This window comes from Pseudomonas sp. CBZ-4 (assembly GCF_000346755.1).
In the GTDB taxonomy this organism is placed as follows: domain Bacteria; phylum Pseudomonadota; class Gammaproteobacteria; order Pseudomonadales; family Pseudomonadaceae; genus Aquipseudomonas.
The window spans coordinates 1-20992 of sequence record NZ_ANNV01000058.1; the positions used below are offsets into that span (position 1 = coordinate 1).

Consider the following 20992-nt stretch of genomic DNA (forward strand, 5'->3'; position numbering starts at 1 on the left):
CGCAGGCAAGCCAGCTCCCACAGTAAATCTGTGCGCTTCTTCGAGATATTTCCCATGAACGAATTCCTAAACCTGCAGGGCTACGGCCCCATGCTCGCCCAAGGCGCGTGGATGACGCTCAAGCTGTCGTTCCTCGCCCTGGCCCTGAGCCTCGTCCTGGGCCTGATCGCCGCCGGTGCCAAGCTGTCCCGCGCGAAATGGCTGCGGCTGCCGGCCACGCTGTACACCACGCTGATCCGCAGCGTGCCGGACCTGGTGCTGATCCTGCTGATCTTCTACAGCCTGCAACTGTGGCTCAACGACCTCAGCGAAATGGCCGGCTGGGACTACTTTGAAATCGACCCGTTCACCGCTGGCGTGGTGACCCTGGGCTTTATCTACGGCGCCTATTTCACCGAGAACTTCCGTGGCGCAATCCTCAGCGTGCCCGCCGGCCAATTGGAGGCAGCCACCGCCTACGGCCTGAGCCGCTGGCAGCGTTTCCACCTGGTGCTGTTCCCGCAACTGATGCGCTTTGCCCTGCCGGGCCTGGGCAATAACTGGCTGGTGTTGCTCAAGTCCACCGCGCTGGTGTCGATCATCGGCCTGTCGGACCTGGTCAAGGCCGCGCAGAACGCCGGCAAGACCACCAACGAGCCGCTGTATTTCCTGATCCTCGCGGGCCTGGTGTACCTGGTGATCACCACCCTCTCCAACCGCATCTTCAAGCGCCTCGAACGGCGCTACAACCTCGGCATCAAGGGGATGGCGCGATGATCGAACTGTTCCAGCAATACGGCCTGGCCTACCTGTTCAGCGATGGCGCGGGTTTGTCCGGCGTGGCCATGACATTGTGGCTGTTCATCGTCTCGGTGGTGCTTGGGTTTTGCCTGTCGATCCCGTTGGCGCTGGCGCGGGTGTCCGAGCACTTCTGGTTGCGCTGGCCGGTGGAGGTCTACACCTACCTGTTCCGCGGCACGCCGCTGTATATCCAACTGCTGATTTGCTACACCGGGCTGTACAGCCTGGAGGTGGTGCAGGACAACGCCCTGCTCAACCAGTTTTTCCGCAATGCGCTGAACTGCACCCTGCTGGCGTTTGTGCTGAACACCTGCGCCTACACCGTGGAAATCTTCGCCGGGGCGATCCGCAATATCCCCCACGGCGAAATCGAAGCGGCCCGCGCCTACGGCCTGCACGGCTGGCGGCTGAACCTGTTCGTCGTGGTGCCCGCCGCTCTGCGCCGTGCGTTACCGGCCTACAGCAATGAAATGATCCTGATGCTGCACGCCACCTCCCTGGCGTTTACCGCCACCGTCGCCGACATCCTCAAGGTGGCCCGCGACGCGAATGCCGAGACGTTCCTCACGTTCCAGGCGTTTGGCATCGCCGCCCTGCTGTACATGCTGCTGTCCTTTGCACTGGTGGGCCTGTTCCGACTGGCCGAACGTCGCTGGATGCGTTTTCTTGTTCCTACCCGAGGCTAACCCATGAATCAGTCCGCGCAGGCCCTGGCCGCATACCCCATGGATACACCCGCTGCCAACACCAGCACCGCCGCCGTCAAGCTGCAAGTCGAAGGCATCCACAAACGCTACGGCGACCACGAAGTGCTCAAGGGCGTGTCCGTCAATGCGCGCAACGGCGATGTGATCAGCCTGATCGGCGCCAGCGGCTCGGGCAAAAGCACGATGCTGCGCTGCATCAACTTTCTCGAACAACCGGACGCCGGGGTCATCACCCTCGACGGCATCAGCATCGAAATGCAGCCCGGCCGCGCCGGCACCCGCGCGCCGCACCAGGCCCAACTGCAAAACCTGCGCACACGCCTGGCCATGGTGTTCCAGCACTTCAACCTGTGGAGCCACATGACCGTGCTGGAAAACATCACCATGGCCCCGCGCCGGGTGTTGGGCGTCAGCGCCGCCGAGGCGGAAAAACGCGCGCGGATGTATTTGGACAAGGTCGGCCTGCCGGGCCGCGTGGCCGATCAGTACCCGGCGTTCCTGTCCGGTGGGCAACAGCAACGCGTGGCGATTGCCCGTGCCCTGGCCATGGAACCGGAGATCATCCTGTTCGATGAACCGACCTCCGCCCTTGACCCGGAACTTGTAGGAGAAGTCCTCAAAGTCATACAGACGTTGGCCGAGGAAGGTCGTACCATGCTGATGGTCACCCACGAGATGGGCTTTGCCCGCCAGGTGTCCAGCCAAGTGCTGTTCTTGCATCAGGGCCGGGTCGAGGAACAAGGCGGTGCCGAGATCCTTGACCATCCCAGCAGCGAGCGCTTGCAGCAATTTCTTTCCAATCGTCTGAAGTGAAACCCATGGATACCAAGGCCAACGGACCCCATTCCTCCCCTGCGCTGGATCGCATCGATGAAGCCATCATCGAAGTGCTGCGCCACCAGGGGCGTATCACCTACGAAAAGCTCTCGTCGCTGGTGCACCTCACCCCCAGGCCCTGCCTGGAGCGCGTGCGCAAGCTGGAGCGACGCGGGGTGATTCGCGGGTACGGGGCGATCATCGATGTGCAGATGGTCTCGCCGGGGTTGTCCTTGCTGGTGCTGGTGGCCTTGTCCAACCAGAGCGGGCGCTCGGCGCAAAAGGCCTTTGAAGCCTGCGTCAAAGCCTGCCCGCAGGTATTCGAATGCCAGCTGATCAGCGGGCCGTTCGACTACAGCCTGCGCATGCGTTGCCGGGATATGGAGCACTACCGGGTGCTGACGGAGACTTGGTTGAACAATGACGAGTTGCATATTGATAAGTTGGTGGCGCATCCGGAGTTGGCGGTCGTCAAAAACACCGCGACCGAGCTGGCCTGAACCCCTATCTCCAAAACAATGAAGCTCCAATGTGGGAGCTGGCTTGCCTGCGATAGCGGTATATCAGTCACACCTGATTTAACTGGCCCACCGCCATCGCAGGCAAGCCAGCTCCCACATTGATCGGGTTCGCAATTCTTTTACCCGGTTTGGCGCCAATCAGCCTGGCCTGCCCATCCTTCTGCTTCCCCGTCCGCGCCTCGCTGATCAACCCCGGGATCAACTTGCCCTCCGGCAGGTTCTTCCAGAACCGGCTCGGCAAGTGCCCTTCCATCACCTTGGGATTCAACCGCGCCGGATTGAAGATATGGCTGTAGTAGGTCAACCACATCGCGCTGTGGGGGTCCTCGACATTCTGCGCCAACTGCCGCCACGCCTCGGGGCACTCACGCTGATGAATGAGCTGCTCTCCGTCGTAATACACCCCGTCCAACGGCGTGGCGATCATCCAGCGATGGCGGCCCATGCGCCCGACAAAATGCTCGCTCGCAGACCGCAGGATATCGTGGGCCGGCTCATGCCACGCCACATACTCCGGCAACTCGGCGCCCGCTTCCGGGGGCAACGCAATAAACCGCACAAACGCATGCAGGTGATGCGCCTCGCGGTGGACCTGCTTGATCCGCCGCTGCAACTCGCTGCCCAACTTGTCCCCCGCCAACATCGCCGTACGGTCGCCATGACTCACGCGCCACAGCACTTCATACAACAGGCTCCAACGCTGCTCGCCGTGATAACAGGCGGCCGACTCCAGCAATTCCAGCAACGCCTTGGGCACCCGCGTCTGGAACGGCCCCAGCCCTTCCGGGATTGCCACATCGGTGGCAAACAGGTCCGCCACCTCGGCCTCGCCCCAGCTCACCTGGCTGGGGTCGACCTGATGGCTGAGCAGCCAGCGCGCCTGTTCGCGCCAGGTGCTGAAGAGGTTGTCGCATTCCAGGCTGATCATCCCCACAACCCCATTTGTTGCGGTTGCGGGCGGTCACGCAGTTGTTCACGCAGCAGCACGCTGGTGCTCTCTGCCTGCTGCGGGTGGTAGTCGCTGGTGATGAAAAACGGCTTGGCCTTGGCCAGTACGCAGCGCATGCGCGCCAGGTCTTCGAAGCGGATCTTGCGTTCGCGGCGCAGGTCCACCAGGCGCTGGGTGGTGCGCAGGCCGATGCCGGGAATGCGCGCGATCAGGGTCGGTTCGGCGCGGTTCAGGTCCAGCGGGAACACGTCGCGGTGTTCCAGCGCCCAGGCCAGCTTGGGGTCGATGTCCAACGCCAGGTGGCCGGGGCCCTGGAACAGTTCATTGGCGCTGAAACCGTAGCTGCGCAACAGGAAGTCGGCCTGGTACAAGCGGTGCTCGCGCATCAGCGGCGGCGCGGCGAGCGGCACGCTTTTCGGGCTGTTGGGGATGGGGCTGAACGCCGAGTAGTACACGCGGCGCAGCTTGAAACTGCCATACAACGCCTCGGCACCGTGGAGGATGGTGCTGTCGTCGGTGTCGTCGGCGCCAATGATCAATTGGGTACTTTGCCCAGCCGGGGCGAAACGCGGCGCGCGTGGCTCATTGAGCACCGTCTGCTCGCCGGTGTAGATGGTCTGCATGGCCTGCTTGATCGAGACGACGGTTTTTTCCGGCGCCAAGGTTTGCAGGCTGGCCTCGGTGGGCAATTCAAGATTCACACTTAATCGGTCGGCATAACGCCCCGCTTCGGCAATCAGCGCCGGGTCGGCATCGGGAATGGTCTTGAGGTGGATGTAGCCGCGAAAGTCATGTTCTTCACGCAGCAGCTTGGCCACGCGCACCAACTGTTCCATGGTGTAGTCGGACGAGCGGATGATGCCGGAGCTGAGAAACAGCCCGCTGACGCAATTGCGCCGGTAGAAATCCAGCGTCAGGCTGACCACCTCCTCCGGGCTGAAGCGCGCACGGGGCACGTCGCTGGAGCGGCGGTTGACGCAGTATTGGCAGTCGTAGAGACAGAAGTTGGTGAGCAACACCTTGAGCAACGATACGCAGCGCCCGTCCGGCGTGTAGCTGTGGCAGATGCCCATGCCATCGGTGGAGCCCAGCCCGGCCTTGCCCTCGGAGCTGCGCTTGGGCGCGCCACTACTGGCGCACGACGCGTCGTACTTGGCGGCGTCGGCAAGGATGCTGAGTTTTTCGATCAACTGCATGGAGGGCTACCGATACTGGTTTTTTGTACAGTATCAGCCAGCCCACCCTGTCACAAGTGCAGCTTGTCAGCTCGCGGTAGCGAGTAGCAGGTCCTGCACCGAACGGCCCTTGCCGCGGCTGCGGTCATGCTCATACAGCGACGCTGCAATCTCATCCGCGCGAATCGGCAGCACCGACAGCAACGTATCGCTCAAACCATGGCTGGCCTGGCTGAAACCCTGGATGTAGATGCCGGCCTTGCAACGCTCGTCAGTGACGATGCGGTAGTCGCGGGCCACTTCGAAGTCGCCCATATAGGCTTCCAGCGGCGCCAGCAGGGCGCGGTGGGTCTGGCGCTCGTAGCCGGTGGCGAGGATCACCGCGTCGTAATGGCTCACGCTGGTTTCGCCGTTGGCGTTGTTGCGCAGCGCCAGCTCGATGCCCAGCGGGCCTGGCGTGGCTTTCTCCACCACGGTCATGGTGCGGAACGCCTGGCGGGCGATGCCGGAGACTTTCTGGCGATAGAAGATGCCGTAGATGCGTTCGATCAGGTCCAGGTCCACCACCGAATAGTTGGTGTTCTGGTACTCGGCCACCAGGCGCTCGCGCTCGGCGCCGACTTGCTGGAACACCAGGTCGGTGAACGCCGGCGAGAACACTTCGTTGACGAACGGGCTGTCATCCGCCGGCTTGAGCGCCGAACCGCGCAGGATCATGTCGACTTGCACCGACGGAAAGCTGTCGTTGAGGTCGATAAACGCCTCGGCCGCGCTCTGCCCGCCGCCGATGATCGCGATGCGCATTGCCTTGCCGTCGACGCACGGCTGCTGGGCCATGCGTTCCAGGTATTGGGAGTGGTGGAACACGCGGCTGTCGCCCTTGAGTGCCTTGAACGCCTCGGGAATGCGCGGCGTGCCACCGGCGCTGACCACCACCGAACGGGTGGTGCGCACATGCTGTTCGCCCAGCGCATCGCGGGAGATCACGCGCAGCGCTTCAACCTGTTGCTGATGCAGGATCGGCTCGATGGCCAGCACTTCCTCGCCGTAATGGGCCTGGGCCTGGAACTGCCCCGCCACCCAGCGCAGGTAGTCGTTGTACTCCATGCGGCACGGATAAAAGGTGCCCAGGTTGATGAAATCCACCAAACGGTCGTGGGCTTTCAGGTAATTGACGAAGGAATACGGGCTGGTGGGGTTGCGCAGGGTGACCAGGTCCTTGAGGAAGGAAATCTGCAGTTCACTCTGGGTCACCAGGGTATTGCCGTGCCAGCGGTAGTCGGCTTGCTTGTCGAGAAACAGCACGTCCAGTTTGCCCTGGGCTTTCTCGCGCTCCTGGAGGGCGATGGCCAGCGCCAGGTTCGAAGGGCCGAAACCGATACCGATCAGGTCGTGAACCGCGGGCGAAGCAATTGCCTGTGTCATTCCAGTGTCCTCTGGATAAGCCCCTTGGCGGTGGGGCGGGAATACCTTTCATGACCTGCACAACAGGTCGTGTGTTGATAGGAAACGAGGACAGTGAAATAAAATTTAACGGATTGCCGATCAGTGCCCTTCCCACTCGCGCATCCGCACCCGGCAGTGCTTCATCGCGTTGACGATGTGCTTTTCCACGAGACTGCGGGAAATGCCCAGGCGATCAGCGATTTGCGGGTGGGACAGGCCATCGAGCTTGCGCAGCAGGAAACTGTCGCGGCAGGCCGCCGGCAGTTCCGCCAGGGCGCGCTCGACCATGGCCAGGCGCTGGCTGTGGTCGTGGCTGGCGTGGGGCGAATAGGTGGAGAAGCGCTCTTCGGCGTCCAGCACTTCCAGGGGTTCGTTCTGGCGCGCCGCGTTGCGCCGGTGCCCGTCGATCACCAGGTTCAGCGCGGTGCGGTACAAAAACGCGCGGGGTTGCTCGATCGGCGTGTCGCTGGAGCGCTCCAGCACCCGCACATAAGCGTCATGCACCACATCTTCGGCCACCTGACGGTTGCCCAGCTTGGCGTTGAGGAAACACACCAGCTCACGATAGTAGTTTTCCAACATGACTCCCGACCGCCTGGAGAGGCAGGATCCGATCCTTGTGCGCTGTAAGAAAGATTCCCAAACGATGATGGCAGTTTGAGTGCGTGCAATTTATAGTAATTCTCATCTACTTTTAAAGCAGTCTCGTATCAATGGACGATTTTTTTACGCAATGGAGGCGTAACCGTTTGTGTAACCGCCTAAATCCCCGTGCAATTTCCTCGTTTAACTGTCAGCTCTGCGCAACTGCGCTCCGATATTCCCCGGCTGGAACCCAAGCATGAAACGCTCTCGACCTGCCCGACGCGCGCTGCTGGTGATCGCGTGCCTGATTCCCCTGCTCGGCGTTGCGGCCTGGCAGGTGTTGCCTCCGGGCCGCGACACCCTGGCCACCGTCACCGTGACCCGCGGCAACATTGAAAACAGCGTCACCGCCCTGGGCACCCTGCAACCCCGTCGCTATGTGGACGTAGGCGCCCAGGCGTCCGGGCAGATCCAGAAGATCCACGTCGAGGCCGGCGACCACGTCAAGGAAGGCCAGTTGCTGGTGGAAATCGACCCGTCCACGCAAAAAGCCAAGCTCGATGCCAGCCGATACGCCATCGAAAACCTCAAGGCGCAGTTGCAGGAACAAAAAGCCCTGCACGCCCTGGCGCAGCAGAAGCACCAGCGCCAGCAACGCCTGGAAGCCGGCAACGCGACCCGCGAAGAAGACGTGCAAACCGCCAAGGCCGAACTGAGCGCCACCCAGGCGCGGGTCGCGATGTTCCAGGCGCAGATCCTCGAAGCCCAGGCCCGCCTGCGCAGCGACGAGGCCGAGTTGGGCTACACGCGCATCTATGCGCCCATGGACGGCACCGTGGTCGCGGTGGACGCCCGTGTCGGCCAGACCCTCAACAACCAGCAGCAGACCCCGCTGATCCTGCGCATCGCCAAGCTGTCGCCGATGACCGTGTGGGCCGAAGTCTCGGAAGCCGATATCGGCCACGTCAAACCGGGCATGACCGCTTATTTCACCACCCTCAGCGGCGGCAACCGGCGCTGGACCAGCACGGTGCGGCAGATCCTGCCGATCCCGCCCAAGCCCCTGAACGAAACCCAAGGCAGCGGCAGCCCGAGCAGCGCCGGCAAGACCGGCACCGGCCGCGTGGTGCTGTACACCGTGCTGCTGGACGTGGACAACACCGACAACACGCTGATGGCCGAGATGACCGCCCAGGTGTTTTTTGTCGCCAGCCAGGTCAAGGACGCCCTCACCGCCCCGGTTGCCGCGCTGCAAGGCAGCCACAACGCCGACACGCAGATCGCTCGCGTGGTCGCCAAGAACGGCAGCATCGAGGAACGTGAAGTGCGCCTGGGCATCAGCGACCGCCTGCGCGTCGAGGTGCTGCAAGGCTTGAACGAAGGCGATCACCTGCTGATCGGCCCGGCTGACGGCAACGGGGGTTGAGTTGGCCACGCCCCTGATCGAACTCAAGAACATCCGCAAATCCTACGGCGGCGGCGACAGCCCGCAGGTCGATGTGTTGCGCGGCATCGACCTGTCGATCCACGCCGGCGAGTTTGTCGCGATTGTCGGCGCGTCCGGCTCTGGCAAGTCGACGCTGATGAATATCCTCGGCTGCCTCGACCGCCCCACCGCAGGCGACTACCTGTTCGCCGGGGAAAATGTCGCCCACCTGGACGGCGACGCGCTGGCCTGGCTGCGCCGGGAAGCCTTCGGGTTTGTGTTCCAGGGCTACCACCTGATCCCGTCGGGCTCGGCCCAGGAAAACGTCGAGATGCCGGCCATCTACGCCGGCATCAGCGCCACTGAGCGCCACGCCCGCGCCAAGGCCCTGCTCACGCGCCTGGGCCTGGCCGACCGCACGGCCAATCGCCCGCACCAGCTTTCCGGCGGCCAGCAGCAACGCGTATCGATTGCCCGCGCGCTGATGAACGGCGGCCATATCATCCTCGCCGACGAACCCACCGGCGCCCTCGACAGCCACAGCGGCGCCGAGGTGATGATCCTGCTCGACGAGCTGGCGAGCCAGGGCCACGTGGTCATCCTGATCACCCACGACCGCGAAGTGGCGGCGCGGGCCAACCGCATCATCGAGATCCGCGACGGCCTGATCATCAGCGATTCGGCCAACGATCCCAGCTACGTGCCGGCTATCGCCAACAGCGACGCCCTGCAAGCCGTGGACCTGCGCCAGCGCCTGGCCGACGGCGCCGAGCACAACGGCGCCTGGAAAGCCGAACTGGTGGACGCGGTGCAGGCCGCCTGGCGGGTGATGTGGATCAACAAGTTCCGCACCGCACTGACCTTGCTGGGGATCATCATCGGCGTGGCGTCGGTGGTGGTGATGCTGGCGGTGGGCGAAGGCAGCAAGCGCCAGGTCATGGCGCAGATGGGCGCGTTTGGCTCCAACATCATTTACCTCAGCGGTTCTTCGCCCAACCCGCGCACGCCGTTGGGCATCGTCACCCTCAACGATGTGGCGGCGCTGGCGGCGTTGCCCCAGGTCAAGCGCATCATGCCGGTCAATGGCAGCGACGCCGGGATTCGTTTCGGCAACCTCGACTACCTGGCGTATGTGGGCGGCAACGACATCAACTTCCCGGACATCTTCAACTGGCCGGTGGTCGAGGGCAGTTACTTCACCGAGGCGGATGAACGCGCCGGCGCCACCGTTGCGGTGATCGGTCATCGTATCCGCGAGAAACTGTTCAAGGACGTGCCAACGCCCATCGGCCAATACATCCTCATCGAAAACGTGCCGTTCCAGGTGATCGGCGTGCTCGCGGAAAAGGGCTCCAGCTCTGGCAACAAGGACAGCGACGACCGCGTCGCCATCCCCTACACCGCCGCCAGCGTGCGCCTGTTCGGCACCTACAACCCGGAATACGTGGCGATTGCCGCCGCCGATGCGCGCAAGGTCCACGAGGCTGAACAGGCCATCGACCAGTTGATGCTCAAGCTGCACAACGGCAAGCGCGACTACCAGTTGACCAACAACGCCGCGATGATCCAGGCCGAGGCGCGCACGCAGAACACGCTGTCGCTGATGCTTGGTTCAATTGCCGCGATCTCGCTGCTGGTGGGCGGCATTGGTGTGATGAACATCATGCTGATGACCGTGCGCGAACGCACCCGTGAAATCGGTATCCGCATGGCCACCGGGGCGCGCCAGCGCGACATCCTGCGCCAGTTCCTCACCGAGGCGGTGATGCTTTCGGTGGTGGGCGGCCTGTTCGGCATCGCCCTCGCCTTGCTGGTGGGTGGCGTGCTGGTGCTGGCCGAAGTGGCGGTGCAGTTTTCCCTGGTGGCGGTGCTCGGCGCGTTTGGCTGTGCGCTGGTCACCGGTGTCATCTTCGGCTTTATGCCGGCCCGTAAAGCTGCCCGGCTCGATCCGGTTAAGGCGTTGACCAGTGAATAAATCCTCCCTTTACCTGCCCGGCCTGTGCCTGTTGCTCAGCGCCTGCGCCGGTCAGCCGCCCGCTACAGACAGCGGCATCGCCGCACCCGCCGCCTGGCAATATGCCGAACGGGATGCGGCGCAGGCCACCAACAGCCGTTGGTGGACGCAATTCGCCAGCCCGCAACTCAACCGCTTGATCGACCAGGCGCGGCGCGACAGTTTTGACGTGGCCGCCGCCATGGCCCGCGTGCGCCAGGCCCAGGCCAGCGCGGTGATCGCCGGCGCGCCGCTGCTGCCCGAGGTGAATTTCAACCTCACCGCCAGCCGTGAACGGCTGCTGCGCGGCAGCGGCAATTCGGACCTGAATGCCACCGAAAGCAACAACACCGTCAACAGCTTCGACGCCAACCTCACCGCCAGCTATGAATTGGACTTCTGGGGCGGCCGCGCCGCCGCCCGTGACAGCGCGGTACAGACCTTGCGCGCCAGCGAGTTCGACCGCGCCACGGTGGAGCTGACCCTGCTCAGCAACGTCGCCGACCGCTACGCGCAAACCCTCGCCGCGCGCCAGCGCCAACAGATTGCCGAGCTCAACCTGGCCAATGCGCGCAACGTGCTCGACCTGGTGCAGACCCGCTACAACGCCGGTTCCGCCACCGCCCTGGAACTGGCCCAGCAGAAAAGCCTGGTGGCCAGCCAGCAGCGGCAATTGCCGTTGATCCAGCAGTTGGCCGAAGAATCCCAGATCACCCTCGCCGCCCTGCTCGGCCAGCCGGTGCAAACCGTGGACCTGGGCAACGAGGCATTCCAGACGCTGAGCTGGCCGAGCATCGGCCCGGGTGTGCCGAGCCAGTTGCTCAGCCGCCGCCCCGACCTGGCCCAGGCCGAGGCGCAACTGGCGGCGGCAAGCGCCGATGTGACGGTCGCCCGCGCCGCCATGCTGCCCACCGTGACCTTGGGCGCCACCCTCGGCAGTGGCGCCTACAAGGCCAACGAAATCCTGCGCAGCCCGTTCTACACCCTGACCTCCGGGCTGGTGGCGCCGATCTTCAACAACGGCCGTTTAAGCGCCGAGCGTGACAAGGCCCGCGCGCGCCAGGATGAGCTGCTGCACACCTATCGCGGCGCGATCATCAATGGCTTTGCCGATGTGGAAAAGGCTCTCAGCAGCATCACGCGCCTCGACCAGCAACGGCAATGGCAAACCGAGGAACTGCAGCAGGCGCAGACCGCCTTCGGCATCGCCGAAAGCCGCTACCAGGCGGGCGCCGAGGACTTGCTGACGGTCCTCGAAACCCAGCGCACCCTGTACGCGGCCCAGGACTTGAACGTGCAACTGCGGCTGTCTCGGCTACAAGCCAGCATTGCCTTGTACAAGGCATTGGGTGGCGGTTGGAAAACCGATATCTGATAAACGAAAGTCCAATTTCGTACACCTGGCGTCTGCTCAACCTACATTCATCAACCCCGGGTCCTTGGTAAAAAAGCCGCTATCTCACGGCTGCCCGGGACCTCTTGATGACTGTCGCAAAAACCTTGATGTGCGCAGCTCTGTGGCTGGCGGCAAACCTTGCCCACGGCGTGCCGCTGATCCGTCCCACCGCCATCGACTGGCAGCTGGACTGCCATCTCCCCGCCCTTGCCCACCTGCAACCCGACGTACTGGAGCGCACCCAGTGCGCCATCGTCACCGTGCCACGCAATTACGCGGCGCCCCGCCAAGGCAGCCTGCGCCTGTACCTGACCCGCGTTGGCGCCCGCGACCCGCTGAGCCGCGAGGGCGTGGTCTTCGCCCAGCCCGGCAACAGCCCCCAGGCCAATCACAGCGGTACCTTCGCGATCTCCCTGGCGGGCAATTGGGGCGCCCATGCCACCCAGGCCTATCGCACTTTGCTCAATCGCTACGACGTCATCGAACTCACGTCCCGCGACCTCAACCAGGAGAACGGGGTCGAACACGCAGCCAGGGACATGGAGTTCGTTCGCGCCCAACTCAACGAGCCTCAGTTGCATTACCTGGGCAGCGCCGACGCCACACGCCTGGGCAATCGCTACGCCACGCTGTTTCCCGAGCGTGTCGCGCGCATGGTGCTGGTCAACACCGCTCCCGGCGAGACAACCGCGCCGCTGGTAGACCAACTGCACCTCAGGGAACCCGTCACGCCCGGCTCCAGCGGCTGCGTGAACCAATGGGTCGGCGACTTCCTGATCTATGGCAAGCAACCGCCACCGTCCACACGCTGCCTCGACCCGAGTGGTTGGGAGTGAAAAGACAATCAATGTGAGCTGGCTTGCCTGCGATAGCATCACCGGGGTGTGACTGAAACACCGAGGGGCTTGTATCGCAGGCAAGCCAGCGCCCACACCACTACAATGCCCCCATTCATTATCCGGGGGCTTCATGGACATCGAACTGGCACGCACCTTCCTCGAAATCACCCGCTGCGGCAGCCTCGCCGCGGCGGCCGAGAAACTGCACGTCACCCAGACCGCCATCACCGCGCGGGTCAAAAGCCTGGAGAGCCAGCTCGGCAGCACCCTCTTCATCCGCAACCGCGCCGGCGCCCGCCTGACCGCCGACGGCGAAGCCTTCGTGGTCTACGCCAACCAGCTGCTGCAAACCTGGGAAGCGGCGCGCCGTGACCTGCCGTTGCCCGAGGGTTATCGCAATGTGCTGCATATCGGCGGCGAGGTCAGCCTGTGCAATCCCTTGATGCTCGGCTGGGCCCAGGCGCTGCGTGAGCATATCCCCGGGCATGCGTTGCGCACCGAAGTGCGCGAGGGCGAGTACCTGCTGCGCCAACTGGAACTGGGGGTACTCGACGCTGCGCTGGTGTTCCAACCGCAATACTGGCCGGGGTTGCAGGTGGAGCAGGTGCTGGAAGAAAAACTGATCCTGGTGCAGTTGGTCAGCAAGCCGGTGCCCTACGTGTATATCGACTGGGGCCCGGGCTTTCGCCAGCAGCATGACGCCGCCCTGCCCGACAAGGCGCGTGCGGCGTTGAGTTTCAATCTAGGGCCATTGGCCTTGCAGTACATCCTCGAAAACGGCGGTGCCGGGTACTTCCGCACGCGGGTGGTGCAGAGCTACCTGGACAGCGGCCTGATGCGCCGCGTGCCAAAGGCGCCGGAGTTCAGTTTCCCCACCTACCTGGTGTATTCGCGAGCGCGGGACTCCGCGGTGTTGCAGCAGGCGCTGGAGTTGTTGCGTGGTGTGGTCAAGGCCGAGAGTGACTGGTCGCAACGCTGGGACCCAGTACTTTGAAACACAAACGCAACTAGCAGATTTTCCAAGCCGGACTACGCTCAAGCACCATCAAAAAAGCCAGGAGTCGGCATGCGTACCCGCTCACGAAAACTGCGTCATCTGCTCTTTGTGCTGCTGTTGGCGGTGGTGGCCTTTCTGTTGCTGATGCCCACCAAGGTGCAACCGGTGAACTGGGCGCCGCCAGAGGCGCCGTCGATGACGCACGGGCCCTACGCCGCAAACCACCGCCTCAAGGGCGTAGAAAAAACCGGCGCCCAGGGCATCGCCGGGCCCGAAGCGCTGGTGCTGGATGCCGAGGGTTTCCTGCTCAGCGGGCTGCATGACGGGCGCATCATCCGCACCGCGCCGGGCAGCGACACCCTGGAAGTGCTGGCCAACACCGGTGGGCGCCCCCTGGGCCTGGCGCTGCACCCGGATGGGCGCTTGATCATTGCCGACGCGCTCAAGGGCCTGCTCGCGCTGGATGCCAACCGCCAACTCACGACCCTGAGCACCACGGCCAACGGCGTGCCCTTCGGCTTTACCGATGACGTGACCGTGGATGCCAGTGGGCGCTACGCGTATTTCAGCGATGCGTCGAGCCGCTGGGGTTACGGCCAGGATGGCGAAGCGGTGATCGAACACGGCGGCGACGGTCGGCTGCTGCGCTATGACTTCAGCAACGCCAGCACCGAGGTGTTGCTGGAACATCTGCAATTCGCCAACGGCGTGGCCCTGGGCCCGGACGAAGACTACGTGCTGGTGAATGAAACCGGTGCTTATCGCATCAGCCGCTACTGGCTCAAGGGCGAACGTGCCGGCAGCCATGACCTGTTTATCGACAACCTGCCGGGCTTGCCGGACAACCTCAGTTTCAATGGCCGGGATCGTTTCTGGGTGGCGCTGTATTCGCCGCGCAATCCGCTGCTGGATAGCTTTGCCGGGTACCCGATGCTGCGCAAGGTGATGGTGCGGGCGTTGATGGTGGTGCCCAAGCCGATCGAGCACAGGGCGTTTGTGTTGGGGCTGGATGTCGAGGGCAAGGTGATTGCGAACTTGCAGGATGGCAGCGCGGGGAATTACTCGCCGATCACTACGGCGCGGGAATATGGGGAGTGGCTGTACCTGGGGTCGTTGAAGGGGACGGGGATGGCGCGGGTGGCGTTGGGGGTGGCGATTGTGGGGGAGTGAGTCACCAGTTGTGCCAGATGGACCAGATGACGGATGCAAAAAACCAGATCACCGCTAAGCGGTGGGGCCACAGCGCCCAGCGTTTGAGGGCGAGAGGAACAGATGCCAGTTCGGCTTCGGTCACGAGGCCTGCCTTCACAAAGTACTTTGAGTCGGATAAAAAATCGACCATCAGGCCCATACGCTGAGACTTGTCTATAGGCTGGTTTCTTCCCCAAAAACGCTTATGTCTACGAACCTTTTCGTTTTCATTGAAGTAGCTTTCCAGCTCGTCGAGTTTTCTATATTTCGCGAAGAGCATCAGTCCCCAGATGACGAAAACCCCAGCCATTAACACGATGGTGTAACCGAGAAAAAATGACATTGTCATGCTCCCTCCGGCTCAAAGATGAATTTCCCCTCGGCTTCTATGATCTTCCCACCCAGAAAGGCACCGCCTTCGCCAAACAAAGAGCCTCCTGCATACCCTCCTGCTGCACCGCCAATAATTCCACAGGCCAGCCCGCTGCGCTCTTTCAAACCTACCGCCAACACGATACTGCGCATCCCGCCCCCCCACACACGCCTCCTTGATCTTCAACCCCGCAACGCCCACATCCATCGCCAACCCCACATACGTGCCCTTCCCCAACCACTTCGACGCCCGCGCAATCGCCGCCATGCGCTTGGCATACCCATCGATCTCGCCCTTGTGCAAATAGCTCTTGGTGGAAATTCCCAGCACGTGCTTCAACGACTGATTCCCGCGCAACCCCGTGCCAAACCGCGCCGCGCCGCGCACCTGGGTGTCCAGCAATGTTGATATAGCCCTGCGCCATGCCCCACATCCCGAATCCACTGGAGATGGCGTCGAAATATAAGCAAGCGCTCCCGCCCCGGACACAAGCCCGAGGGGTCAAAAATCAGTTTGGGAAGTTGCCTACATAGTCGAAGAAACACTGCTTACAGATACCACTCGAAACCCGTAACGCCACAGGTGATTGCCAGCCCGGGTCCTGTCTTGGCTGAGCGGCATTCACCTAATAGCCGGTCATTTCCAGGTAACCCACCCCACCGTCGAACCGCACCGGCCCTTCCCAGTAGGGAATGCTCAGGTTCATCCAGGCATTCGGGTTGACCGCCTCGGTCGTGATATCCAGCTGTTTGCCAGGGATTTTCAGCGACCAGCGCGTAGGGATTTTACGTCCGTCGATGTCGGTGGTGGTCAAGGGCATCAACTGGATATCAGCGTTGTGCAAGGTCTGGGTGTGGCCCTGCTGATCGATCCAGGTGCCGGTGAGGTAACCCGGGCCGTCCTGCTGGCGCACGCGAAACAACATCAGTTGTTCGCCGCGGTCCAGGTGCAGGGAAAACCAGTCCCACCCGCTCTGATTGGCGGCGAGGGGTTGGCTGCTCCATTCGCGGTCCAGCCACGCCGGGCCGCTGACCTGATAGGTAGTGCCGTCGATACGCACGCTGCCCGTGGCGCTGAAAAACGGCTGGCTGTAGTAGTACGACGCCTGCCCCTGGTCGGACTTGCGGCTGTAGCCCTGCTCACCTTGCAGCACCAAGGGGCGGCTGGACGTCAGGTGCAAGTCATAGGCGAACTGTGCGCCGCTGGCCGTAAGTTGCATGTCCGCCAACGGGCTCGCGGCGCCAGGGCGGGAGGCGAAGTTCCAGTCGTCGATCCAGGCGTTGAAGGGCACCGCCTGCGCGCCCGCCTGGCCGATGCCACCACGGGCGTAGCGTTCGGCGGCGTAGTGGTGTGTGGCGGAGGTGACGGCGGCGTGGCCCAACCAGACCGTCGAGTCGCGCCAGCCAGATTGCGTCGGCCCGGCCTGGAGGGCGTTGCGAAACAGCGTCCATTGCACACCAAACAGGTTGCCTTGGGCGTCCTTGAGATTCGCAGTGACGTACCACCACTCGATGCGAAAACCATCGTGAGGGCCGTGGTCCTCAGGAAAACTGAACACCTTGCCCGGCACCACCTGGGCAAAATCCGCCGCCGCGCTGCCGAGGCCGGCGAAGCTTTCTTCAGGCGCAGGGGCTTTATCGCACCCACTCAACAGCAACAGCAGCGCCCCCAGCAGCGGCTTAATCTTCATGGGCAAAGGTCCTCAACAAATCCGCCGGGCGGCTGCGGTACAGCTGCCACAACGGCCAGGCCGACGCCAGCAACGTCGCCAACAGCGCCAGGCCCAACAATTGCGCAAGCTGCCACGGGAACACCTGCAACGGCAGGCGCCAACCAAACGCCTGCACGTTGATCACCGCATCCAGGCACCACGCCAGCAACAGGCCCAGGGGCACTGCGAGAATCAGCGTGAGCGCGGCCAGCAGCCAGGTCTGCCCCAGGTTCAGCAGCATCAATTGCCGGCGCGTCACCCCCAGCGCCCACAGCGGTGCGAGTTGGCCAAGGCGGCTCTGGCTTTGGCTCAACAGGCTGATAAACAAGGCCACGCCGGCGACGCCGAGGGTCAGGCTGTTGAGGGCGGCAGTGGCGGCAAAGGTGCGTTCGAACACTTGGCTGGACCAGCCTTTGAGTTGCTGTTGATCGACGATGCGGCTGTCTTCCAGGGCAAACACCCGCTGCACGTCAGCCACCAGCGCCGGCACATCCTGCGGTTGCACCCGCAAGTTGAAACGCGCGGGTGACAGCGTTGGCCAGTGCGCCAGCAGGTGCCGGGCATTGACCAGCAGGTGGCCCTTGGGATTGCCGTAGTCGGCGTAGATCCCCACCACCTGCGGCGCCCACGCCCCCTGCGGCGTAGGGATGGCCAGCGTGTCGCCCAACTGTACGTCCAGGCGTCGCGCCAGTTGCTCGCTGAGCATCACTGTGTCGCCGTTGAGCAACTGGTCCCAGGGTTCGCGCGCCGACTCCAGCAACGGCCAATGCTGGCGATAAGTGGGATCATCGACCACGCCAAACAGATCCGCCGGCCAGCCTTGCAGTTGCACCGCCACCTGCCACGTGGGCAGCACGGTCTGCACCAGCGGTTGTACCTGCAGCCAGGTTTGCAGTTGCGCCGACTGCTGGGAATTTTGCGGATTGAGGTACAGCTCGGCCGTCAGGCGCTGCTCCAGCCAGTGGGTGAAGGTCTGGCGAAAACCCGAAGTCATGGAGCCCGCGCCGATATTCGCCGCCAGCGCCAACAGCAACGCCATCAGCGCCAGGCTCAGGGCCGGCAGTTGTTGGCGGCAATCGGCGAGGAACCATTGGCCGAGCACCGAGCGGCTGCGCCCCAGCACCGCCTTGAGCAGCCCGTTGAGCATCACCGGCAGACCCAGTGCTGCGCCCAGCAACAACGTTGCCATCAGCACAAAGCCGGCGGCCAGGCTGTCGCCCAACAGCAAGGCCAGCAACGCGATCAGCAGTGCAGCGGCCGCCACCCAACCCTGGCGGCGCAACCAGCGCCCATGGGCTTCATGCCAGGCCTGGGCGTTGGCCAACGCCAGCAATGGCAAGCGCGCCGCCCGCCACAGGCTGTTGGCGCCAGCGAGCAGCGCGCCGAGCAGGCTCAACCCCAACCCGGCAGCCCACCAACCTGGGCTCAGGCTCAGCTGGCCGGGAACCTCGGCGCCGTAGAGGCCACGCAGGCTGGCGGCCACATCCGGCAGCAACAGGCTGGCCAGCAGGTAGCCGCTGGCAACGCCAAGCACACCGCCGAGCAAGGCCAGCACGCCCAACTCCACCCCCAGACTGAGGATCAACAACCGCGCGCTGACCCCACAGGCGCGCAAGGTGCGCAGCAGGCCGCGACGTTGTTCCAGGGCCAGGCCGATGGCGGCGTGCACGATAAACAGCCCGACCACAAAGGACAGAAAACCCAGGGCATCGAGGTTCAGGTGGAAGCTTTCGGTGAGGCGCGACAGGTTGTTGTCCTCGCCCTGCTTCAACTGCAAGCCATCCGGTGGCGTGGGATGGCGTGCCGCATAGGTCTTGTCCACCAGCAAGCGCGACAGGCGACCGGGCATGTCCAGCAGCGGCTGGGCAAAGCCGATATCGGTGAGCAGCACGCCGGGCGCCATGTCCGCTTGGGCTTGCAGGGGTGGCAATGGGTGGCCGCTCAACGTCAGCGGCTGCTCCCCCTCACGCAGCCCCAGGGCCTGCAAGGTCTGCGGAGCAATCCAGGTACGCCCCGGCGGCGCAAAAAACGCGAGCATCTGTGCCTGGCTCAAACGCTGCCCCGCCACCGCGCCGCTACCCGGCAGCGACACCGGCTCGATCCCCATCAGTTGCAAACGCGTATCGGCATGGCCTTGTAGTTGCACCCGCCCCTGCACCACCGGTGACACCGGCCAGCCGGCCCGGCGCAACTGGGCAAACAGCGCCTGGGGGAAACTGGCCCCGTCCGGCGCACTGAGGCTGGCCTGGGGTTCACCGCCGATCAATTGGCTGGCGCGGGCGTAACTGTCCCGCGCCTGACTGTTCAGGGCCTGCACCCCGGTGAGCAACGCCGTGGCCAGCCACAACCCGGTGAGCACACTGAAAAACTGCACCGGATGGCGCCGCCAATGGCTCAGCAGCGCGCGCAACGCCCAATAAAATACGGCCATCTCACACGGCGCCCGCAGGCACGACATGCCCGCGATGCAGCACCACCTGGCGATCCAGGCGCGCGGCTATGCGTGGGCTGTGGGTGACCATCAACAGGCTGGTGGGGCTGTCGCGCAACAGGTCCAGGAGCAATTGCAGGACGTCATCGCTGGTGGCTTCATCGAGGTTGCCGGTGGGTTCATCGGCCAACAACAGCGCCGGGCGCGAGGCGAGCGCCCGGCCGACCGCGACCCGTTGCTGCTGGCCACCGGAGAGCTGTTCGGGATAACGCTTGAGCAAGTCCCCCAGGCCCAGGCGCTCCACCAGATGCGCCTGCCAGTGCGCATCGAAGCGCCCCGCCAAACGCGCCTGGAAGGCCAGGTTGTCGTCCACGCGCAAACTGCCGATCAGGTTGAACTGCTGGAACACCAGGCCAATCTGCGTGCGCCGCCAATGGGCGAGTTGGGCTTCATTGAGTTGATCCAGGCGCTGCTCGCCCACCGCGATGGTGCCGCCATCCAGCCGATCCAGGCCGGCCACCAGGTGCAGCAAGGTGCTCTTGCCACTGCCGGATTCGCCCATCAGCGCCAGGCTGCTGCGCGCTGCCAGGTGCAGATCCACACCCGCCAGCACCGCCAGCGGGCCTTGCGGGGTGGCGTAGCTTTTAAAGACACCTTGCACCTGCAACATGGGAGCACTCACCAATGGACTGCAACCGAGGATAACGGCTGGTTGGCACGCCCACGCAAATTTTTCACATGGATTTCACCGGTTGCCCACCCGCCGTTCTCTACATTACCGGCCAAGTGTCACCGGTCGGCAACTTGTTAGTTGCTCACCGGGCAACTTTATAACCGCAACGCGTTCAGCGAAAAGACAGCGGCCCTGTGACAGCCTCGCGCTTCACTAAGGGCACTCGCCAAAGCCATTGCGCCTAACTCGTACAACATTACCGACGGTGCCCATGGTGAATGAAGTGGTTGACCTTACCCTGACCAAACCGCGCTCGCCCCGGGCCTTTTTCAAGCGCCTGCGCAGGCTTTGGCTGGGGATTGGCGTAGTGGGTTTGCTGCTCGGTTGCAGCCTGCTGTGGCCTGCGTCGCCACGGGATCTGGGCGTCGGCAATCGCCTGCTGACCTCACAGGTGATGCCGCTGTGGCGTGACGGTGACGTGATCGTGCTGGTACGCCATGAAGAGCGCTGCGACCGCTCGTCCAACCCGTGCCTGGGCCCGGTCGAAGGGCTGACGGTCAGTGGCAGCCAACAAGCTGAAAAACTCGGCAAAGCCTTTGCTGCGCTGGGCATGGCCGGCAGCGACGTGTTGGCCAGCCCGGCCATCCGTACCGCCCAGACCGTGCGTTTCATGTTTGGCAAAAGCGACTTTACGTCCGGCGAGCGCGCCGTCTGCGGCACGGCCATGGGCGAAGAATTGCTCAGCCACAAGGTCCCGGGACGCAACCTGGTGTTCGTCACCCACAGCGGCTGCATCGCCGACTTCGAGAAGAGCCTGGGTTTCCCCCACGCCACCTTCCCGCAATACGGCAGTTCATTGTTCGTGCAGGTGTTGCCCAACGCCAAGTTCAAAGTATTGGGCATCGTCAACAATCAGAACTGGCCCAACGCACTCAAGCAGTTCTAACACTTCACCATGTTCAGCCAAACGACAGCCATCTTCT

19 protein-coding genes and 1 pseudogene are annotated in these 20992 nt (G+C 63.6%); 11 read left to right on the plus strand and 9 right to left on the minus strand.

From position 1 onward, the window contains the following. The first annotated feature begins 54 nt into the window (after positions 1-54). The 4 genes from B348_RS0107235 to B348_RS0107250 are packed head-to-tail and all read left to right on the plus strand — an operon-like array spanning position 55 to position 2803. Positions 55-756: an ABC transporter permease gene (locus B348_RS0107235; protein ID WP_017735474.1), complete on the plus strand. Its 702-nt coding sequence runs from the start codon at positions 55-57 to the stop codon at positions 754-756. After that, positions 753-1466: an ABC transporter permease gene (locus B348_RS0107240; RefSeq protein WP_017735475.1), complete on the plus strand. Its 714-nt coding sequence runs from the start codon at positions 753-755 to the stop codon at positions 1464-1466. The genes B348_RS0107235 and B348_RS0107240 overlap by 4 nt, the downstream gene beginning before the upstream one ends. A 3-nt stretch (positions 1467-1469) precedes the next feature. Then, positions 1470-2300: an ABC transporter ATP-binding protein gene (locus B348_RS0107245; RefSeq protein ID WP_017735476.1), complete on the plus strand. Its 831-nt coding sequence runs from the start codon at positions 1470-1472 to the stop codon at positions 2298-2300. 5 nt (positions 2301-2305) lie between these two features. Continuing rightward, complete coding sequence (locus B348_RS0107250) at positions 2306-2803, plus strand: Lrp/AsnC family transcriptional regulator (protein ID WP_016974875.1); 498 nt, start codon at positions 2306-2308, stop codon at positions 2801-2803. A 67-nt stretch (positions 2804-2870) separates the two neighbouring features. Here the strand turns inward: B348_RS0107250 and B348_RS0107255 are convergent, their stop codons facing one another. The 4 genes from B348_RS0107255 to B348_RS0107270 form a co-directional block, all read right to left on the minus strand. Next, positions 2871-3752 carry a TIGR03915 family putative DNA repair protein gene (locus B348_RS0107255; protein WP_017735477.1) on the minus strand — a complete coding sequence of 294 codons (882 nt, stop codon included), beginning with the start codon at positions 3750-3752 and terminating at the stop codon, positions 2871-2873. Beyond that, on the minus strand, positions 3749-4969 hold the full coding sequence (locus tag B348_RS0107260) for a putative DNA modification/repair radical SAM protein (RefSeq protein WP_017735478.1): 1221 nt from the start codon (positions 4967-4969) through the stop codon (positions 3749-3751). Before B348_RS0107260 ends, B348_RS0107255 begins: the two co-directional genes overlap by 4 nt. A gap of 66 nt (positions 4970-5035) precedes the next feature. Next, on the minus strand, positions 5036-6373 hold the full coding sequence (locus B348_RS0107265; RefSeq protein WP_017735479.1) for a lysine N(6)-hydroxylase/L-ornithine N(5)-oxygenase family protein: 1338 nt from the start codon (positions 6371-6373) through the stop codon (positions 5036-5038). Positions 6374-6493: 120 nt separating this feature from the next. Beyond that, positions 6494-7009 carry a sigma-70 family RNA polymerase sigma factor gene (locus tag B348_RS0107270; RefSeq protein ID WP_256204166.1) on the minus strand — a complete coding sequence of 172 codons (516 nt, stop codon included), beginning with the start codon at positions 7007-7009 and terminating at the stop codon, positions 6494-6496. 226 nt (positions 7010-7235) lie between these two features. On the opposite strand from B348_RS0107270, the gene B348_RS0107275 reads away from it, so the two are divergent. From B348_RS0107275 to B348_RS0107300, 6 genes are all read left to right on the plus strand, one after another. Then, positions 7236-8405 carry an efflux RND transporter periplasmic adaptor subunit gene (locus tag B348_RS0107275; protein ID WP_017735481.1) on the plus strand — a complete coding sequence of 390 codons (1170 nt, stop codon included), beginning with the start codon at positions 7236-7238 and terminating at the stop codon, positions 8403-8405. Between the two features lies 1 nt (position 8406). After that, positions 8407-10380 (plus strand): MacB family efflux pump subunit, encoded by a 1974-nt coding sequence (locus B348_RS0107280; RefSeq protein WP_017735482.1) that lies wholly within the window; start codon positions 8407-8409, stop codon positions 10378-10380. Then, positions 10373-11773 carry an efflux transporter outer membrane subunit gene (locus tag B348_RS0107285; protein ID WP_017735483.1) on the plus strand — a complete coding sequence of 467 codons (1401 nt, stop codon included), beginning with the start codon at positions 10373-10375 and terminating at the stop codon, positions 11771-11773. Before B348_RS0107280 ends, B348_RS0107285 begins: the two co-directional genes overlap by 8 nt. 107 nt (positions 11774-11880) lie before the next feature. Next, positions 11881-12630, plus strand: coding sequence for an alpha/beta fold hydrolase (locus tag B348_RS0107290; RefSeq protein WP_017735484.1), 750 nt, complete (start codon positions 11881-11883; stop codon positions 12628-12630). Between the two features lie 133 nt (positions 12631-12763). Continuing rightward, a complete protein-coding gene (locus B348_RS0107295; RefSeq protein WP_017735485.1) occupies positions 12764-13627 on the plus strand; it encodes a LysR family transcriptional regulator in 864 nt (287 codons plus the stop codon). Positions 13628-13699: 72 nt separating this feature from the next. Then, on the plus strand, positions 13700-14800 hold the full coding sequence (locus B348_RS0107300) for an SMP-30/gluconolactonase/LRE family protein (RefSeq protein ID WP_017735486.1): 1101 nt from the start codon (positions 13700-13702) through the stop codon (positions 14798-14800). Position 14801: 1 nt separating this feature from the next. On the opposite strand, the gene B348_RS0107305 is transcribed toward B348_RS0107300, so the two are convergent. From B348_RS0107305 to B348_RS0107325, 5 genes and pseudogenes are all read right to left on the minus strand, one after another. Continuing rightward, positions 14802-15164 carry a hypothetical protein gene (locus B348_RS0107305; protein WP_026136626.1) on the minus strand — a complete coding sequence of 121 codons (363 nt, stop codon included), beginning with the start codon at positions 15162-15164 and terminating at the stop codon, positions 14802-14804. Between the two features lie 2 nt (positions 15165-15166). Continuing rightward, a pseudogene (locus B348_RS0107310) lies at positions 15167-15596 on the minus strand (hypothetical protein); the annotation flags it as partial. A 223-nt stretch (positions 15597-15819) separates the two neighbouring features. Next, positions 15820-16884, minus strand: a complete 1065-nt coding sequence (locus B348_RS0107315) for a lipocalin-like domain-containing protein (protein ID WP_017735488.1) — start codon at positions 16882-16884, stop codon at positions 15820-15822. Next, positions 16874-19336, minus strand: coding sequence for an ABC transporter permease (locus B348_RS0107320; protein ID WP_026136628.1), 2463 nt, complete (start codon positions 19334-19336; stop codon positions 16874-16876). Before B348_RS0107320 ends, B348_RS0107315 begins: the two co-directional genes overlap by 11 nt. Before the next feature lies 1 nt (position 19337). Next, a complete protein-coding gene (locus tag B348_RS0107325; RefSeq protein ID WP_017735490.1) occupies positions 19338-20006 on the minus strand; it encodes an ABC transporter ATP-binding protein in 669 nt (222 codons plus the stop codon). A gap of 274 nt (positions 20007-20280) precedes the next feature. On the opposite strand from B348_RS0107325, the gene B348_RS0107330 reads away from it, so the two are divergent. Beyond that, positions 20281-20955: a histidine phosphatase family protein gene (locus tag B348_RS0107330; protein ID WP_017735491.1), complete on the plus strand. Its 675-nt coding sequence runs from the start codon at positions 20281-20283 to the stop codon at positions 20953-20955. Positions 20956-20992: the final 37 nt, after the last annotated feature.

Bases quoted from the DNA above. Each gene is read 5' to 3' on its own strand.
- B348_RS0107235 (WP_017735474.1), top strand. From the start codon at position 55: ATGAACGAATTCCTAAACCTGCAGGGCTACGGCCCCATGCTCGCCCAA.
- B348_RS0107240 (WP_017735475.1), top strand. From the start codon at position 753: ATGATCGAACTGTTCCAGCAATACGGCCTGGCCTACCTGTTCAGCGAT.
- B348_RS0107245 (WP_017735476.1), top strand. From the start codon at position 1,470: ATGAATCAGTCCGCGCAGGCCCTGGCCGCATACCCCATGGATACACCC.
- B348_RS0107250 (WP_016974875.1), top strand. From the start codon at position 2,306: ATGGATACCAAGGCCAACGGACCCCATTCCTCCCCTGCGCTGGATCGC.
- B348_RS0107255 (WP_017735477.1), bottom strand. From the start codon at position 3,752: ATGATCAGCCTGGAATGCGACAACCTCTTCAGCACCTGGCGCGAACAG.
- B348_RS0107260 (WP_017735478.1), bottom strand. From the start codon at position 4,969: ATGCAGTTGATCGAAAAACTCAGCATCCTTGCCGACGCCGCCAAGTAC.
- B348_RS0107265 (WP_017735479.1), bottom strand. From the start codon at position 6,373: ATGACACAGGCAATTGCTTCGCCCGCGGTTCACGACCTGATCGGTATC.
- B348_RS0107275 (WP_017735481.1), top strand. From the start codon at position 7,236: ATGAAACGCTCTCGACCTGCCCGACGCGCGCTGCTGGTGATCGCGTGC.
- B348_RS0107290 (WP_017735484.1), top strand. From the start codon at position 11,881: ATGACTGTCGCAAAAACCTTGATGTGCGCAGCTCTGTGGCTGGCGGCA.
- B348_RS0107295 (WP_017735485.1), top strand. From the start codon at position 12,764: ATGGACATCGAACTGGCACGCACCTTCCTCGAAATCACCCGCTGCGGC.
- B348_RS0107300 (WP_017735486.1), top strand. From the start codon at position 13,700: ATGCGTACCCGCTCACGAAAACTGCGTCATCTGCTCTTTGTGCTGCTG.
- B348_RS0107305 (WP_026136626.1), bottom strand. From the start codon at position 15,164: ATGTCATTTTTTCTCGGTTACACCATCGTGTTAATGGCTGGGGTTTTC.
- B348_RS0107315 (WP_017735488.1), bottom strand. From the start codon at position 16,884: ATGAAGATTAAGCCGCTGCTGGGGGCGCTGCTGTTGCTGTTGAGTGGG.
- B348_RS0107320 (WP_026136628.1), bottom strand. From the start codon at position 19,336: ATGGCCGTATTTTATTGGGCGTTGCGCGCGCTGCTGAGCCATTGGCGG.
- B348_RS0107325 (WP_017735490.1), bottom strand. From the start codon at position 20,006: ATGTTGCAGGTGCAAGGTGTCTTTAAAAGCTACGCCACCCCGCAAGGC.
- B348_RS0107330 (WP_017735491.1), top strand. From the start codon at position 20,281: ATGGTGAATGAAGTGGTTGACCTTACCCTGACCAAACCGCGCTCGCCC.